We start from the raw sequence: 17,318 nt of genomic DNA on the forward strand, positions 1-17,318 counted from the left end.
CGGTGTCAGGCGACCCCAGCAAGAGATATGTTTGGCTCAAATTAGTTAAGGAAAGCGCCTTACCAAAAGCTGCTTCTCACTTTGTGAGCGCTATATCGGTTTAGCTCGAAGATGATAAGAGTCTGCCCAGGCAGCGCTCTCATCGTATAATGCAAAGCGGCATCCAAGATTAAGCCCCTTATCACCTGACATTTGAAATTGCCCCAAATTCGCAAATTATGGACATATCGACATGACAAAACAGAGTCCACACAAATCCACCAGGTGCGGGGCCTCAGCGAGCGTCATATGTTTTGTCACTAATGGGGACGACGTCTGGGAGCACCGCCATCACCAAGGCACACGCCAGGTGATCGTACACATTTAGCAGCGAGAATCATGACTAGAAAAAGCGCCCTGACCAGACTTACCCTCGTTCCCATTTTCTTGCTAAGTGCCTGCCGCCTGGACGTGAGCACCGAGGGCAACGGGGTAGTTCAATCCGACTCAGGAAAAATCGAGTGCCGCGAGGCTCAGGGTGCCTGCCAGGGCTGGTACGGATCCGCCGAACCGGAAACAGAAATTCTCGTGGCAGCAGCAGACAACGGCCATCGCTTTGTCGGCTGGAGCGGTGCCTGTAGCGGCGAGGCGCAGAATTGCGAGCTTCTCATCGGTGCCACCTCTGCAGACCTCGAGGTTCGCGCCCACTTCCAACCGGGGCAAGGGGCAGTGTTGGAACTCCAGCCCGCCGCCGGGGGCGTCATTACCTCCTCGGACAACCGGCTGCGCTGCGGTATCGAATGTGCCGCGGGCTACCCTGCCGGCAGCGAAATCACACTGACGGCCACCCCGCTCCCGGGCTACCGCTTTAACGGCTGGGTAGGCGCCTGCGCCGGCAACGAACAGGCCACCTGCACGCTCGTCACCGGCAGTGATCGCAGCAACGCAGCGGCGATATTCAGCGGCAGCCTCACCTCGAACTCCGAATTCGTCAACTTCGAGAGTGGCCAGGTGCGCCCCCTGGCACTGTCCCCCGATGGCAACTTGCTCTTTGCGACCAACACACCCGCCAATACCCTGGAAATCTATGCCGTGAGTGGCGGCCAACTTGAATTTCAACACTCAGTGCCCGTAGGTCTGGAGCCTGTCGCGGTAGCGGCGCCCGACAATAGTGAAGTCTGGGTCGTCAATCATCTTTCCGATTCCATCAGTATTGTCGATCTCGACGCCGAAGTTCCCCAGGTCGTGCGCACCTTACAAGTGGGTGATGAACCTAGAGATATCGTATTTGCCGGGCCCGGCGGCAACCGCGCCTTCGTCACCACCGCGCGGCGCGGACAGAACACCCCATACCCGTTGGAGGAATACCGCACACCCGGCCTGCCACGGGCCGATGTCTGGGTATTCGACCGGGGCAGAGATGATCTGATGTCCGGCGGCGAGCCTCTGACCATTGTCAACCTGTTCGGCGATGTGCCGCGCGCACTGGCCACCAATGATTCCGGTAGCCGGGTGTACGCAGCAGTGTTCAGCTCCGGCAACCAGACAACATCGCTACTCATGTCCCCCGAGGTTGATATCGGCAAAGCAGCGCCACAAGCGGACATCCACGGTGACCGGCAACCCGCCACTGGCCTGATCGTGAAATACGACGGCGCCGCATGGCGCGACGACGCCGGCACTGACTGGAGTGACCGCGTCAGGCTTTCCCTGCCCGACTACGATGTCTTCGAAATTAACGCCAATGCCAGCACCCCGCGAGAGATAAACCGGGTCAGTGGTGTGGGCACCACACTGTTTAACATGGCCTTCAATCCTGTGCGTCAGGAACTCTACGTTACCAACACGGAAGCCAGAAATGAGGTGCGCTTTGAGGGCCCTGGCACGATATCTACCACCGTGCGTGGGCATATCGCCGACAGTCGCATCAGCGTGATCAATCGCGAGCGTCAGGTAAATCCAGTAGATCTTAACCCCCACGTCGATTACAGCCTGCCCCAGGGCGAGGCCATTGATCCGGCTGACAAAGCACTAAGTCTCGCTCAACCGGTGGGCATAGCAGTAGCTCCGGATGGGGAGCGCGTGTTTATCGCTGCTATGGGGTCCAATAAGGTTGCCGCGATCAGTGCCGATGTTCTCAGTGCGGATTATCAAGCGCAGCAGGCTGCAACAGTGTCTATACCCGGGGGCGGCCCTACAGGGATAACGCTGGATGCTGCCGGCCGCTATTTGTACGTACTCGCACGCTACAACAACAGCATTGTGGCCGTCGATACCACTGGTCTCAGTATCACGTCGACCACTGCGATGGAGAACCCGGAGCCCGATCTCATCCGTCAGGGCCGGCCGTTTTTGTACGACGCCACGCTCACCTCGAGCAACGGCACAACGTCCTGCGCCGCCTGTCATATTTTCGGCGACACCGATCACCTCGCCTGGGATCTCGGCAACCCCAACGAGGAGGTCGTGTCCAATCCACTGCCGTTTACCCCGACAGGCCGCCCCGATGGGGGCGCTACCTTTCACCCGATGAAAGGCCCCATGACCACACAGACATTTCGCGGCATCAATGACTCTGGCCCCATGCACTGGCGCGGCGATCGCACGGGCACCAACAGGGTCGAAGTCAATGGTCAGCTCGAATCTGTAGAAGCCGCCGCTTTCAAGGAATTCCGCGGGGCGTTTGTTGGCCTGCTGGGTAGAGAAGAAGAAATCGATGAATCAGACCTGCAGGCCTTTACCGATTTCGCACTCACACTGATGCCGCCGCCCAACCCTCTGCGCGCACTGGACAATAGCCGCACTCCGGCACAGCAATTGGGCGAACAGATTTATTTCAATGAAATCACTACCGGCGGCAACCTTGTATGCAATGACTGCCACACCCTCAATCCTGGACAGAACCAGTTCGGCACCGGCGGCGAGGTCAGCGATGAGGGCCCGGGCATTACCGAGGACTTCAAGGTGCCTCACTTCCGCAACCTGTACACCAAGGTAGGCATGTTTGGCCTTTCGCCAGGTGCAATTCTGCGCGGCACACCGCATCAGGGAGACCAGGTCCGTGGTTTCGGCTACCTGCATGACGGCTCCATGGACACTCTCGACAACTTCTTCTCTGCAATACAGTTCAACCTGTTCAACAACACTGAACGCCGCTTTGCAATTATTGACTTCGTGATGGCATCGGACAGCAACCTGGCACCCATCGTGGGGCAACAAATCACACTGGACGGCACTGGGCGCTATGCAGCGGCATCGCTGCGCCTTGATCTGCTGATAGCTCGCGCCCTCGCGGGAAGCGATCGCCCTGAGTGCGACCTGGTCGTCCATGGTGTGGTGGGCGGGGAGCAGCGCGCCGCGATGCTCCGCGAGGATGGCTATTTCCACTTCGGCAATCCTGCCTCCCTGCCGTTGCCTATCGGCGAAATCAAACAACTGGCGAAACAGCCTGGGCGCGCTTTCACGTTCAGCTGTGTCCCCCCGGGCACGGCGCCAATGCAGCTGTGAGCTAGCGCCGCTTTTCGCGAGGAAGCTATTGCTTTCTTTGCGAATTCTCTTAAGGTGGTGACCACTAGGTTATGTGGGACGTACGAAATCGTTCATGAGCAGTGAAGATCAGTGGTTCATTGAAGGATATTTCAATGGCCTGGACGTTCTCGGCCGGGTAGCTGTAAACCAGTTCCCGTTCCAGATCGGACGCAAGCCCGGCATTCACTTTACCGTGCCCAGCCGGAAAACATCGCGCCTGCATGCGGTCATGGAAAATCGCGGCGGCCAGATTTTCCTCACCGACACAAACAGCACCAACGGCACCTACATCAATCGCAAGCTCGTTCAAGGAGAGCAGCGTTTGCATCACGGTGACGTCCTTCACTTTGCTGACTTCGAAGTCCGCTTGATCAGGGCCCGGGGCGAGGCAGCAACAGACGCCCCCAACAGTGACATGACCGTCACCAGTATGCCCGCCCTGCCAAGGAACCTGGCAGTTGGCATTCGTGAATTGCAAGAGTTACTGGAACATAAAATGGTGGAGCCAGCGTTCCAGCCCATCGTTGAGTGCGCCCAAGGCAATGCCATTCACGCCTACGAAATACTCGGTCGCGGTACCCATGAGCAGCTGTCTCCCTTTCCCGGTCCACTGTTCCATATTGCCGAAAGCATTTCCGGGCTGGCGCTGGAGCTGAGCAAGCTGTTTCGCAGCAATGGCCTTGAAGTCGCTGCCCAGATCGACACCGACCTCACATTTTTTATCAACATCCATCCCGAAGAAGTCAGAAACATTCCGCTCTTACTCGAGCAGATTAGCGCGTCTCGCGAGCAATACCCCTCCATGCCTATGGTATTGGAAATCCACGAAAAAGCCGTGTCCGACATCCCCCAGATGAAAATTCTGCGCGACGAGCTCAGCCGCCTCGACATAGGGCTTGCCTACGACGATTTTGGCGCGGGACAGGCGCGATTGATGGAATTGATCGAAGTACCTGCCGACTACCTGAAGTTCGACATGAACCTGATTCGCGATATCGACCAGGCCGAACCTAAACGCAGGGAAATGGTGCGCATGTTTGTGGACATGGCCAAGAGAGTGGGCAGTAGAACGATTGCCGAGGGCGTGGAAACAGCAGGCGAATCACAGGCCTGTCACGACATGGGCTTCGACTTTATCCAGGGCTATTACTACGGCAAACCAAAACAAGGAAAGCTTTGACACACGCTCTGCTTGTATAGCTGTTAACATTCCCTCCCATGGACAATCTTCAACCCAAGCTACAGGCTGTTGCCGCTGATGAATTGCGCAACCGCCTGGCGGCGATCCTACCAGCGCACTCGCTGATCGAAGAGACGGAAGCCCAGCGCCCCTATGAGTGTGATGCACTCTCTCTCTACCGCGAATTGCCGCTATTTGTCGCCCTGCCAGAAACTGTTGACCAAGCCCAGGCCGTACTGCGCTGTTGCCACGCGTTGGAAGTACCCGTGGTCGCACGCGGCGCCGGAACAGGCCTCACAGCCGGCGCCATGGGCCACCCCGAAGGCGTGCTCCTCGGGCTCGCCAAACTGAACCGTATTATCAAAATCGATCCAGTGGCACGCACCGCGACGCTCCAGCCGGGCGTCACCAATCTCGCTATCTCAGCGGCAGCGGCAAAATATGGCCTGTACTATGCGCCGGACCCCTCCTCCCAGATCGCTTGCACCATCGGCGGCAACGTGGCGGCGAATTCAGGCGGGGTGCACTGCCTCAAGTACGGCCTCACCACACACAACCTGCTGTCGATCGAGATGCTTACCGTTGAGGGTGAGCGGGTAACGATCGGCAGCCCCGGGCTAGACAGCCCGGGGCTGGACCTGATGGCCGTCATCACTGGCTCCGAAGGACTTCTCGGTATCGCAGTCGAGATCACAGTGAAACTACTGCCACAACCCGAGCTTGCGCGCGTCCTGCTGGCGGGCTTCGACTCGGTGCGCAGTGCCGGTGACGCGGTAGGCGCCGTGGTTGCAGCGGGCATTATCCCCGCCGGCCTGGAGATGATGGACGCACTGGCCATACAGGCTGCCGAGGATTTTGCCCAGGCAGGCTACCCGCGCGATGCAGAGGCACTGCTGCTGTGCGAACTTGACGGTACGGTGGAGGAAGTCGATCAACATATTGCGCAGGTTAGCAATATATTCAGCGCCCACGGTGCCACCAGCCTGCGGATATCACAGGATGAGGCTGAGCGCGCGTTACTGTGGAAAGGCCGTAAATCAGCCTTTCCTGCAGTGGGCAGGTTGGCGCCAGACTACTACTGCATGGATGGCACCATCCCAAGGGGCCAGGTCTCCCACGTACTGGAAAAGATAAGTCAGTTAGCCGAGCAGTATGACCTGAGGGTCGCGAATGTCTTCCACGCGGGCGACGGTAACTTACACCCCCTGATCATGTATGACGGCTCCGATCCCGCGCAGATCCGGCGTGCTGAGCAATTCGGGGCAGATATCCTCGATCTGTCGGTGGCCGTCGGCGGCGCCATTACCGGTGAACACGGCGTCGGCCTGGAGAAACTCAATCAGATGCAAACCCAGTTCGGCGAGGCCGAACTACACCTGTTTGAAGACATAAAAATCGCTTTCGATCCCCGGCTGACACTGAATCCCGGCAAAGGCATTCCTATTCTGAAGCGCTGCCAGGAATATCGCGCGCTACCAGGAAAGCACAATCATGGCTGACCTGACCCAAAATCTGCTGGACGCGGTCTCGGAAGCTCACGAGCGCAGCAATCCGATATACCTGCGTGCAGGCGGCACCAAAGCCAACTCGGTCGGCCGCGATTGCAACGCTCATGTACTGGATATTTCCGGCCACAGCGGCGTGATCGACTATGAACCCGGTGAGCTGGTCCTGCGTGCGCGGGCTGGCACTACGCTGGCAGAGCTGACGGAATTGCTCGCTGGCGAAGGACAAATGTTACCGTTCGAGCCCCCGGCTTTCGGCGGCAAAGCCACTCTGGGCGGGACCCTTGCCTGCAATCTATCGGGCCCGGGACGGCCGTGGTTTGGCTCTGTGCGAGACGCAACCATGGGGCTCGGCCTGATCAACGGCCGTGCCGAACATCTCGCCCTGGGCGGCAAAGTCATGAAAAATGTAGCGGGATACGACGCGAGCCGGCTTCAGGCAGGCGCACTCGGTTGCCTCGGGCTGATCACTGATATGGCCGTGAAAGTACTGCCACTGCCGGAGGCCAGTGTGACACTGCGCTACGAGGTGGACGCACAGCAGGCTCTGGCGACCATGTGCGAACGCGCCGCAGCGCCGCGACCGCTGACCGGGGCCTGTTGGCTAGACGGACAGCTCTATCTCCGCCTTGCCGGCGCATCCTCGGCAGTGCAGGCGACGGCCGCACAATGGGGCGGTGAGCAACTCGATAACGCCGGTGCATTCTGGGCTGATCTGCGCGATATGGCCCTGCCATTCTTCAGCGCCTCCTCGCCCCTGTGGCGCCTATCTACCAGCGCCACAGAAGCACTGACGCCGGACGTCGGCCTCATAGACTGGGCCGGCCAGCAGCGCTGGGCTCACAGCCAGGCCGCACCGCAGGTACAAGCCGGTCACGCCGTGATGTTCGCCGGTGGCGACCGCAGCGCTGAAGTTCGCGGCGAACTCGATCCAGTACAACAACGCCTGCAGCACAAACTGAAGCAGGCCTTCGACCCGGGCAACATATTCAACCCGGGCCGCTTGTACAGCTGGATGTAATCATGCACGTCGAACTTCACAACGATTTCGTGGACAACACTACCGCTCGCCGCGGTGCCGACCTTATCAGCGCCTGCGTCCACTGCGGGTTCTGCCTGGCCACCTGCCCAACATACCTGGATACGGGAGATGAGCGCGACAGCCCTCGCGGCCGGATCTATCTGGTGAAGCAATTACTGGAAGAAGGCGAGGCCTCAGAGATTACGCGGCATCATCTGGACCGCTGCCTCACCTGTCGCAGTTGCGAAACGACATGCCCCTCTGGCATGCGCTACGGCGCGCTGGCAGACCTTGGGCGCGGCCTCATGGAAGCTGAGGCTCCGCGCTCATTGCCCTCGCGCGTGTTCCGCACCGCTCTTCGACGAGTCCTTTCACGACCTGCGCTGTTCACCCCGCTGCTGCGTGTCGGCCAACTTCTCAAGCCCCTCCTGCCCGGCGCACTTGGTCGCAAAGTACCGCCGCGCCAAACCACCGGCGCTCGCCCGCAGAAGCAACACACCCGCAGAGTCCTGGTGCTGGAGGGCTGCGCCCAGAAAGCGGCCACGCCGGCCACCAATGCGGCCGCAGCGCGAGTACTGGACCGCCTCTCGATAAGCCTGCAGGCAATCCCAGGTGCGGGTTGTTGCGGCGCCGTAGACTATCATCTCGGCGCCCATCAAGACGGCCTGGCACACATGCGCCGCAACATCGATGCGTGGTGGCCGGAACTAGAGAAAGGCGCTGAAGCCGTGATCTCAAGCGCCACAGGTTGTGGCAGCTTGCTGCAGGAATACGGTGAACTGCTGGCCCACGATAAGCACTACGCTGCAAAGGCGCAGCGCATTTCAGAGCTACACAGAGACCTGGCGGCCTATCTGCTGGAACAGGATCTCGAGACACTCCAGCCGACACCGACAAAGGCCAGAATCGCCCTGCACATTCCCTGTAGCCAACAGCACGCATTACAGCAGCCGGACACCACGCGCGCCATTCTTTCCCGAGCCGGGTTCGAACTGGTCGTCACCCGCGATGACCACCTCTGCTGCGGTTCTGCCGGCACCTACTCCATTCTCCAGGCCGACACCAGCGAGCGCCTGAGGCAGCGTAAACTCACGGCCCTGTGCGGCGATACACCAGAGATTATCGCCACGGCCAATGTGGGTTGTCAGATGCATCTGGGAGAAGAGGCAACAGTGCCAGTGCAACACTGGATTGAACTTCTGGACGAAGCGATCTCCCCTTAGCTGGCGGCGAATAACCAATATCGACCGTGGTGATGCACCTCAACATTGCCTGTCAGCCCGGATTCCTGTATTAACCCCTCTTCCACAGAGAAGGATTAACAATAATGAGCGAGCACACTCAAACTCTCGTACTTCAGGCTGCAGTAGAGCGCGAACGCAAACACCCAGACCGGATATTCATGACCCAACCGATTAACGGCCAGGTCACCGAGTACACCTGGGGCGAGACGATGGACCAGGCGCGCCGCATGGCTGCGCATATCGACACCCTGGGTCTGCCGGCCAATAGCAATATAGCGATGATTTCCAAGAACTGTGCTCACTTCATCATCGCCGAGTTGGCTATCTGGATGGCCGGTCACTGTACCGTGGCCCTGTACCCCACTCTGAACGCCGAAACCGTGAATTATATTCTCGACCATTCAGAGTCAAAACTCCTGTTCGTCGGCAAACTGGACGGCTGGGAAGCGATGAAAAAGGGCGTCCCTGAAGACATGCCCCGCATCGCCCTGCCCCTGGCACCGGAGAACGACTATGCCAAGTGGGACGACATCATTGCGGCGCAAGAGCCGATCACCGAAGTCCCGGTATGGCCGGCAGATCAGCGTGCACTGATCTGCTACACCTCTGGCAGTACTGGCCGGCCCAAGGGAGTCGCTCACTCGTTCCAGTCGATTTCTGCGCCTGCCTCGCTGCAGGGCAGCGTGCTCGAAATTAACGAGAGTGATCGCATCATCTCCTACCTGCCGCTGGCTCACGTGATGGAGCGGGCACTGGTCGAAGCGGGTTCAATCTATCAAGGTGTTCACGTTTTCTTCGCTGAGGAACTGGACACATTCTTGCAGGACTTGCACCGGGCCAAACCCACACTGTTCATCAGCGTGCCACGCCTTTGGCTTAAATTTCAATCCGGTGTCTTCCAGAAATTCCCCGAAGAAAAACTGAATCTGCTACTCAAAATCCCCGTGGTAAAAGGCATTATTCGCAAAAAAGTGTTGGACGGTCTCGGCCTGGGCAGCGTCCGCATGGCAGCCAGTGGCTCCGCCCCGATCCCCGCGGACCTGATTCGCTGGTACGACAAGTTGGGCCTGACCATCATGGAAGGCTACGGCATGACCGAGGACTTCGCATACTCGCACATGTCCACCGAGGGAGGGCGTGCTCCAGGGACGGTGGGTCATCCGGCCGAAGGCGTGGTTTCGCGCATATCCGACGTCGGCGAGATCGAGGTGAAGTCCCCCGGTTTGATGATGGGCTACTACAAAGCCCCCGAACTCACCGCCGAAGTAATGACAGAAGACGGCTTTTTCAAAACCGGCGACCGCGGCGTCTATGAAGACGGTCTGCTGCGTATTACGGGCCGGGTAAAGGAGTTGTTCAAAACCAGCAAGGGCAAATACGTGGCGCCCGTACCGCTGGAAAACCTGCTCAGCGCCGATGGCTGGCTCGAGCAATCTTGTGTGTCGGGCCCCGGACGCCCGGCTTGTTATGCCACCCTGCAACTCGCTGAAGGTCTGCGAGACAAATTCGACGATCCGCAGTTTCGCGAGAAAGCCACAACGCACTTTGAGAAACTGATCAAGGAGGTCAACAGTCAGGTAGAAAACTACGAACAACTGCAGTTTGTCGCCGTGATTCGCGAGCCCTGGCAGGTGGAGAACGAATTCCTCACGCCCACCCTCAAGATCAAGCGCAACGTGATCGAAGAAGCCTACGAGCCGCTGTTGGATGGATGGTATGCGAGTGGCGACAAGGTCGTCTGGCAGGACTAAAACCAATGGTCGAAATCACTACCTGGCACCTGGAAATGACGTCCCCGGAGCAATCGGTCCCGCGGAACGAAAGCCGGGGCCTGCTCGTCGCAGAATGCGAAGTCGACCAGTGGCAATTCAACCGCTTCCTCTACCAGTTTGTGGGAGCGGCCTGGGAGTGGCAGGACAAGCTCAGCTGGCCTGAACAGGAGTGGCGCTCTTACGTCGAACGGCCCGAACTACGCACCTGGCTTGCCAGCTGCGAGGGATCACCCGCGGGCTATTTCGAACTGGAAAAACAGGGCAGTGATGTAGAGATCAAATATTTCGGACTCGCGCCCGCCTTCATCGGCCGCGGCTTTGGCAGCTACTTACTCAGCCAGGCTATTCACAACGCCTGGCGCTGGGATTCACCGGAACGCGTGTGGGTTCACACCTGCTCGCTGGACCACCCCTCTGCCCTCACCAACTACCAGGCCAGGGGCTTTTCCCTCTTCAAGACAGACGTCGAAGCGATCTAACGCGCGCCCAGCAGCATCTCCAGGCGACTGTCGGCCAGCAACACCGTTCGCCGAATTTCAAAACCCTCCAGCACTTCCTTTAACTTGCTCTGCGGCAGCGGGGCATAGCCCGGCAGGCGGGCACGCCGTGGGCGCAGCCTGAGGCTATCAGTGCGCTCGATACTGAACGTCACATCCTGTTGTGGTGCACGCGTGTTATGGACTCCGAAACCGTGGCCCAGGCATCCGCGCTGCAACTGGGGTTTGAGCCGCGCATCGATCAGGCGCAGGGCTGCGGGCTCTAGATAATTGAATAGATCCCAGAACAGACACAGATCTATTCTGGCGTCCGGCGAAATTCCCACCATCGCCGCATCCACCCGCGCTTGCAGGGATATATCGCCCTCCGGATCAGCGATCAGCGGCAGCTCCGAAAATGGGTCAACAAAATGCAGCTTGCAGCGATAGTCTGAGAAAAACGTCACCGTCTCGGGCAATGCAGGCCCGAAATTGAGCACCTCGAAACGTTGCTCGGGATCGATATTCTCAAACAAGGCCGGCAGCAGCTTGGCGCTTTGCTGCGCAGACATGGGAAGTCCTGGTCAGGTATCAGCCACTCTTAAGATCAAATCCGGGGGCAATATCATCGCTCTTGGGTGCCGGCTTGGTTGCCAACGAGACTTTGGCGCCCTCGTCACCGGGGTCCATGTCGATACTGCCTTTGAAGATGGCGCCGTCTTCCAGGGTAACCCGCGGGGCGACGATATTGCCGCGCACATTGCCGGATTTGGAGATAATCACCTTCTCATGCCCCTTGATATCGCCGGCGACCTCACCGTCGATTCGCACGGTCTTGGCGGTAATATCAGCACTGACCCTGCCGCTCTGGCCGACAGACACCTCGTGCTGGCCCAGTTCCACGGTACCCTCCACGCTGCCCTGTATGACCAGGTCCTCGTCGCCGCTCACTGTTCCTTTGATGACTATGCTCTGTCCGATCATGGCTTCGCTCCTAGAGGGGGTTTGGGGGGCACTGGGTGCCGGAGTGCTGGACACCCTGGCGCTCGGGCGCTCGGGCTCTGGTGCAGCTCCGGGCTTGTTCTTGTTTCGCTCAAACATCGATCCACTACCTTCGATTTGCTCGGACGAAATATCCTACCCCTCTCTCACCTCTCCGTCATTCCTTTCGCTGGATGAAACTCGACTTTTTGATTTTTGACGTCGATTCAGCATTGCAAAATAAAGCTAAGCTATTGAAAAAAATGGCTATTCAATCCAGGGGCACAAAACCGTTATAAAAACCGTATTTTCAAAGAACAAATTGTTAGTGGCCGTGGGCAGCCAGCTTTGGTTTTATAGATCCTGTGCCTGCGGGCACCTCCGCTGAATTGCTTCGTTGTATCAAGTCAAATACCAGCAGTACAGACCACATATTTAGCACCGCGAACCGGTGCGCGAGGGGAAGCTCCCCGCGCCGGCAGCGACTGCTCCGCCTGAAATCGGAGATCTCTATGAGAAGACAGAAGCGTGATATGAACACCCGGGCATTCGACAAAGGCTACCAGGCCGGCATAACAGGCCGCAGCCAGGAGCTTTGTCCCCATTCCGACGACGAACACCGCCAGAACTGGATCTCCGGTTGGCGTGAAGGCCGTTCGGATCAGTGGGACGGCCTTACCGGCGTGTCTGGTGTTCATAAGATCAGAGCGCTCTGACCTCTCAAGCCACCTAGATCACGCCAGCTAGTCGTCGCCCTGGCTCTCCCCAGAGTCGGGAGAAGCTGTGCGCAGACTGCTCTGGGCCAAGTCCAGCAGCTCTCTGTTGGCCACCGCGAACATGGCGAAGTCCGGTACGTCTGTGGCATGCAGCTCGGCGAGCATCTCCTGCCAGCGATTGAGCAGAACACTCTCCTGCTCTCCCCAACGCGTGAGACAGGTCAGTAGGTTGCGGTCTTCCGGCAGGTGATGCAGCGCACCGACTGCCAGAGTACGCTGCTGCCACTCCAGGTCTTCCAGATAGGTGTCACGGGCAAGGGCCTGCCACTCATTGCCGACTTTTGCCGCCAGAATCTGGCTACCAAACCAGTCGAGCTCGAGTTGTTCACCCATGGCATAGTAAAGACTAGCCACATTCTCCAGCGGCGCGCCGCTCTCTTTGGCAGCCTGGATAATCCCCAGTGCGGTGTAAGCAAGATGATTGCCAGACACTCTTGCCGCAATATCCTCTCGCACTCCCTGCTCGAGGTAGCTGCCCATAATCTCTTCATACTGTTCCCGGGCGCGGCCGCGCAGCATGTCCTGAAAGGAATCTCGCAGCGCATCCAGCCCGGGGCGGAACTCGTCAATCAACGGGGTAGGTGCTAGTTCGTGCCTGCGGTTGCGCAGCAACCATCGGCTGGCACGTTTCACCAGGCGAATAAGCCGCACCATCATGTCCAACTGCACGCCAGTAGACACCTTGTGATCCATAAGCTCTATCAGTTCCCACAGTTCCCTGAGCTGGAAAACCTCCATCACTGTCGTGTACGCGCGCGCCACGTCCGCTATTGAGGCACCGGTGGCTTTGCGCAGGCGGAGAATAAAATTGAGCCCCATGCGGTTAACAATATCGTTTGCCACCTGCGTACACATGATTTCCCGGTGCAGGCGGTGGCTGAGAATTTCATCTGGGTAAGCCGCGACCAACCGCGCCGGGAATGCGGTCTTAACGGCATTGGCAAGATAGGGGTCGCGGCCAAGATCAGATGCGATCAGTTCCTCTTTCAACACCCCTTTGCTGTAGGAGACCAGCACGGACAGCTCTGGACGTGTCAGTGGTTGGCCGGCGCTGCGTCGCTCCTGCAACTCCTCATCGTTCGGGAGAAATTCAAGTGCCCGGTCAAGGCGTCCCATCTCCTCCATATTCTCAATGAAACGCTTGTATTCGTCGAAACGCTCATCGGCTTGCATTTCAGTCAGCGAAATCGCCTGTACCTGGCGATAGTTATTGTGCAGCACCAGATCGGAGACCTCGTCCGTCATCTCTTCCAACAGAATATTACGCTGCTTCTCGGTAAGATCCCCGCGGGCCACAACCGCGTTGAGCAGAATCTTGATGTTGACCTCGTGATCAGAACAATCGACTCCACCAGCATTATCGATAAAGTCAGTATTTGAGCGTCCGCCTGCAAGGCTGTACTCGACGCGGCCGAGTTGGGTCATGCCCAGATTACCGCCCTCGCCCACCACGCGACAGCGGAGCTCATCGCCATTGATCCGCAGACCATCGTTTGCCTTGTCGCCAACGTCGAGGTGCGATTCACTGCTGGCCTTCACATAAGTGCCGATCCCGCCATTCCACAATAGATCCACCCGTGCCCTCAACAGGTAACCAATCAATTCGTTGGGAGGAAGCTGCGTGTGAGGAATGTCGAACAGATCGCGCATCTGTTCAGACACCGGAATCGACTTGGCCGAGCGCAGGAAAACACCTCCTCCAGCCGACACCAGATTTTCATCGTAATCAGACCAGGCCGAACGCGGCTGCTCAAACAGACGCTTGCGCTCGGCATAGCTCGCACTGGTATCAGGGTCCGGGTCGATAAATATATGCATGTGGTTAAAGGCAGCCACCAGCTTGATATGCTCGGACAGCAGCATGCCATTGCCGAAAACATCACCGCCCATATCGCCTACGCCGACAACAGTGAAGTCGGTGCTCTGTATATCCAGGTCCATTTCGCGAAAGTGTCGCTGTACAGACACCCAGGCACCTCGCGCGGTAATCCCCATTTTCTTGTGGTCATAGCCCTCGCTGCCGCCCGAGGCGAAGGCATCACCGAGCCAGAAATCGTAGTCGGCCGATAGCTGGTTGGCGATATCGGAAAACGTCGCGGTGCCCTTATCTGCAGCCACAACCAGATAGGGATCGTCCTCGTCTTTTGCCACTACATGCGGCGGCCGTATCACGTTTACGTCACCGCGGTTGTCGGTGATATCCAACAGGCCGCGGATAAACATCTTGTAGCAGGCAATCCCTTCCTGCTGCACCTCGTCACGACTCATGCGCGGATTGAGCTGGCGGGCTACGAAGCCACCCTTGGCGCCCACCGGCACGATAACGGCATTTTTCACCTGCTGTGCTTTCACCAGGCCCAGCACTTCGGTGCGAAAATCTTCTTGTCGATCTGACCAGCGCAATCCACCGCGGGCAACCCGACCGCCGCGCAAGTGCACGCCTTCCACGCGAGGAGAGTAGACGTAGATTTCAAACATCGGTACAGGCTGGGGAACGTCGGGTATCGCAGACGGATTCAGCTTGAATGACATATAGGGTTTGAGACTGCCATCGCGCTCCTGTTGGAAAAAGTTGGTCCGCAGAGTTGCCTTGATGGCCTTGAGGTACTGGCGAATGATTCTATCCTGACCGAGGTTTTCCACCTCATCCAGCATTTCAGAAATTCGCTGTTCAACACTTAATTCACGCTCGCCGCGCCAGTCCTCATCGCCGTCAAACACCGGCGAGAAACGCGTCAGGAACATCTCCACAATACGGGCAGTAATGTGTAGATGGCTCGCCATGGTCTCTGCGATGTACTCCACGCTGTACGGGAACTGCAGCTGGCGCAGATAGCGTGCGTACGCTCTGAGCATGGCAATTTCACGCCAACTCAAACGGGTTCCAATCAATAATCGATTGAACGAATCACTCTCAGCTTCGCCGTACCAGATACGGGCAAAAGCGTCTTCGAATTCCTCCTTGATTTCGTCCAGCTCAAAATTCTGCGACAGGCTGTAGAGCACCGTGAATTCCTGCACCCAATACAGCTCGCCACCACGAGCCCTGATCCCATAAGGGCGCTCGCTGGTGACACGCAGCCCCAGGTTCTCCAGAATGGGCAGCACGTCCGAAAGAGGTAAGCTCTCGCCGGCGTGATAGAGCCGGAGGCGCAAAGTGGTGGTGCTGTCTTCCGCCAGCCGGTAAAGCGACAGTTCCAGCGACTTGCCACTGACCAGCGACAAAATTTTGCGTATATCTGCCACCGCCATACGCGGGTCAAAATCGTCGCGATAGCCGGGTGGAAAACCATTGCCCAGGAGATTGGCATGGGCATTGCCAACTTCCTCGCCAAACTCTTCGACCAGGCGAATACGCAGGCGGTCTTCCCAGGCCAGAGTCGCCTGTACCAACTCCTCTTCCAATTCGACCGGATCGCAGTCAATGTCGCGAGCAGGGTTTACTCGCAACACAAAGTGACAACGGACAAGAATAGATTCGGAGAATTGGGTGTTGAATTCCGACTCTTCGGCCTCATAGGCTCGAGTAAGAATTTCCCCCATCAACTCGCGCAGTTCCGTCGTGTAACGATCACGCGGCACAAACACGATGCAACTGACAAATTTGCCATGTACATCGCGGCGCACAAACAAACGCGTCTGGCGGCGCTCCTGAATCCGGTTAATCGCATTCACGGCTGTATCCAGGTCGGCAATGCTGGACTGGAACAACTCGTCTCTGGGGTACATCTCGAGCACACGCGCCAGTTCGCGGGTTTCATGTTCGGCCCAGTCTACATGTGACATTTCCATGATCGTTGCCACCTTGCGGCGCAAGATCGGTATGTACTTGGGGTTCATGGTGTAGACCGATGAGGTGTAGAGGCCAATAAACCGGTGCTGGCCAACCACCCTGCCCTGCTCGTCAAAAACGCGCGCCTCGACATAGTCTGGGTAGGTCAGGCGATGCACCCGCGAACGTTTACGCGACTTGGAAAAACTCAGTTGGCGGCGATGCAGCTCATCTGATTTCATACTCGCAAGATCCGCCTCCAGATCAGCCACTCCCCGGGTCCCGCGCTGACGCAAGAGCCCGAGACTTCGGTCCCTGCATACGCGCACAGCAGGTGCAGCATCGCCGTATTCCACCTCCAGATACTCATAGCCCAGCATGGTCATATGCTGTTGCCGCAGCCAGATGAGAAATTCAGCGGCCTCATCCCGATAATCGGGCTCGACACAGGCACTGGCGTTGATCGCGTCTACCGCTTCACCCAGACAATCGTTCATGGCGGGGAAGTCGTCGACCACCATGCCGACTTCAGCCAGAATTTCCAGCAAGGTTTGTTTAAGCTCGTCCAGCTGCGAAGGGTCGGAGTGGCGACCGAGCTCGAAGTAAATAACGGCCTCGCTGCTGCTGTCTTCCGCCGAGGCTTCACCGGGGCTGAATATCTCCTGCAGGGCTCCTGCCGCGTCACGATGAACCGCCACATTGGTACTGGCAATAATGTGGATAGGCAGATTGCGACGATTGAGCTCTCCGCGCACGGAGGCGGTGACGAACGGGATACCACGACAGAGGATAACCAATACCGTGTTCGGGCTCTCCCAGCCGTCGCGGTGCAGCTGCGGGTTAAAAAATTCCACCTTGGGCACCGCGCCATCCCAACTGCGCGCAATCTCCAGCAGTTGGTAGAGTGAGCCGTACAGGTTCTCTACCGCCCTGCCGTGCAGGTCTTCTGCCGCGAACCGGCGGAACAGGGACGCCGCCAGGTGTTGCAGGGATTCTCGATCGACAGTCTCGGCGCGATCTTCGATACGCTGTTGCAGAGATTCAAGCAGGGCTTTCTTGTGGTTTTCCCAGGTCATTGCTCAGT

The 17,318-nt window shown here is 58.1% G+C and carries 11 protein-coding genes; 8 read left to right on the forward strand and 3 right to left on the reverse strand.

Annotation, left to right across the window (positions count from 1 at the left end; all coding sequences use genetic code 11):
* Window positions 1–378 precede the first annotated feature (378 nt).
* From EY643_RS12330 to EY643_RS12360, 7 genes are all read left to right on the forward strand, one after another.
* Window positions 379–3,486, forward strand: a complete 3,108-nt coding sequence (locus tag EY643_RS12330; protein ID WP_153239524.1) for an InlB B-repeat-containing protein — start codon at window positions 379–381, stop codon at window positions 3,484–3,486.
* 94 nt (window positions 3,487–3,580) lie between these two features.
* Window positions 3,581–4,687 (forward strand): EAL domain-containing protein, encoded by a 1,107-nt coding sequence (locus EY643_RS12335; protein ID WP_153239525.1) that lies wholly within the window; start codon window positions 3,581–3,583, stop codon window positions 4,685–4,687.
* A gap of 38 nt (window positions 4,688–4,725) precedes the next feature.
* Window positions 4,726–6,186: an FAD-linked oxidase C-terminal domain-containing protein gene (locus tag EY643_RS12340; protein WP_153239526.1), complete on the forward strand. Its 1,461-nt coding sequence runs from the start codon at window positions 4,726–4,728 to the stop codon at window positions 6,184–6,186.
* A complete protein-coding gene (glcE, locus tag EY643_RS12345) occupies window positions 6,179–7,213 on the forward strand; it encodes a glycolate oxidase subunit GlcE (protein WP_153239527.1) in 1,035 nt (344 codons plus the stop codon). The genes EY643_RS12340 and glcE overlap by 8 nt, the downstream gene beginning before the upstream one ends.
* 2 nt (window positions 7,214–7,215) lie before the next feature.
* On the forward strand, window positions 7,216–8,436 hold the full coding sequence (gene glcF / locus EY643_RS12350; RefSeq protein ID WP_153239528.1) for a glycolate oxidase subunit GlcF: 1,221 nt from the start codon (window positions 7,216–7,218) through the stop codon (window positions 8,434–8,436).
* 104 nt (window positions 8,437–8,540) lie between these two features.
* Window positions 8,541–10,208 carry an AMP-binding protein gene (locus EY643_RS12355; protein WP_153239529.1) on the forward strand — a complete coding sequence of 556 codons (1,668 nt, stop codon included), beginning with the start codon at window positions 8,541–8,543 and terminating at the stop codon, window positions 10,206–10,208.
* Between the two features lie 5 nt (window positions 10,209–10,213).
* The gene (locus tag EY643_RS12360) at window positions 10,214–10,708 is read left to right on the forward strand and encodes a GNAT family N-acetyltransferase (protein WP_153239530.1); all 495 of its coding nucleotides are present in this window, start codon (window positions 10,214–10,216) and stop codon (window positions 10,706–10,708) included.
* On the opposite strand, the gene EY643_RS12365 is transcribed toward EY643_RS12360, so the two are convergent.
* Window positions 10,705–11,277 carry a class I SAM-dependent methyltransferase gene (locus EY643_RS12365; RefSeq protein ID WP_153239531.1) on the reverse strand — a complete coding sequence of 191 codons (573 nt, stop codon included), beginning with the start codon at window positions 11,275–11,277 and terminating at the stop codon, window positions 10,705–10,707. The two genes, EY643_RS12360 and EY643_RS12365, sit on opposite strands and share 4 nt — an antisense overlap.
* Window positions 11,278–11,296: 19 nt before the next feature.
* Window positions 11,297–11,689 (reverse strand): bactofilin family protein, encoded by a 393-nt coding sequence (locus tag EY643_RS12370; RefSeq protein ID WP_153239532.1) that lies wholly within the window; start codon window positions 11,687–11,689, stop codon window positions 11,297–11,299.
* A gap of 509 nt (window positions 11,690–12,198) precedes the next feature.
* Here EY643_RS12370 and rmf point away from each other — a divergent pair.
* Window positions 12,199–12,402, forward strand: a complete 204-nt coding sequence (gene rmf / locus EY643_RS12375; RefSeq protein WP_153239533.1) for a ribosome modulation factor — start codon at window positions 12,199–12,201, stop codon at window positions 12,400–12,402.
* A 27-nt stretch (window positions 12,403–12,429) separates the two neighbouring features.
* Here rmf and EY643_RS12380 read toward each other — a convergent pair whose 3' ends face one another.
* Window positions 12,430–17,310, reverse strand: coding sequence for an NAD-glutamate dehydrogenase (locus tag EY643_RS12380; RefSeq protein ID WP_153239534.1), 4,881 nt, complete (start codon window positions 17,308–17,310; stop codon window positions 12,430–12,432).
* Window positions 17,311–17,318: the final 8 nt, after the last annotated feature.

Origin of the sequence: Halioglobus maricola, from assembly GCF_009388985.1 — a bacterium.
Lineage (GTDB): Bacteria > Pseudomonadota > Gammaproteobacteria > Pseudomonadales > Halieaceae > Halioglobus > Halioglobus maricola.

Bases quoted from the DNA above. Each gene is read 5' to 3' on its own strand.
- EY643_RS12330 (WP_153239524.1), top strand. From the start codon at position 379: ATGACTAGAAAAAGCGCCCTGACCAGACTTACCCTCGTTCCCATTTTC.
- EY643_RS12335 (WP_153239525.1), top strand. From the start codon at position 3,581: ATGAGCAGTGAAGATCAGTGGTTCATTGAAGGATATTTCAATGGCCTG.
- EY643_RS12340 (WP_153239526.1), top strand. From the start codon at position 4,726: ATGGACAATCTTCAACCCAAGCTACAGGCTGTTGCCGCTGATGAATTG.
- glcE (WP_153239527.1), top strand. From the start codon at position 6,179: ATGGCTGACCTGACCCAAAATCTGCTGGACGCGGTCTCGGAAGCTCAC.
- glcF (WP_153239528.1), top strand. From the start codon at position 7,216: ATGCACGTCGAACTTCACAACGATTTCGTGGACAACACTACCGCTCGC.
- EY643_RS12355 (WP_153239529.1), top strand. From the start codon at position 8,541: ATGAGCGAGCACACTCAAACTCTCGTACTTCAGGCTGCAGTAGAGCGC.
- EY643_RS12360 (WP_153239530.1), top strand. From the start codon at position 10,214: ATGGTCGAAATCACTACCTGGCACCTGGAAATGACGTCCCCGGAGCAA.
- EY643_RS12365 (WP_153239531.1), bottom strand. From the start codon at position 11,277: ATGTCTGCGCAGCAAAGCGCCAAGCTGCTGCCGGCCTTGTTTGAGAAT.
- EY643_RS12370 (WP_153239532.1), bottom strand. From the start codon at position 11,689: ATGATCGGACAGAGCATAGTCATCAAAGGAACAGTGAGCGGCGACGAG.
- rmf (WP_153239533.1), top strand. From the start codon at position 12,199: ATGAGAAGACAGAAGCGTGATATGAACACCCGGGCATTCGACAAAGGC.
- EY643_RS12380 (WP_153239534.1), bottom strand. From the start codon at position 17,310: ATGACCTGGGAAAACCACAAGAAAGCCCTGCTTGAATCTCTGCAACAG.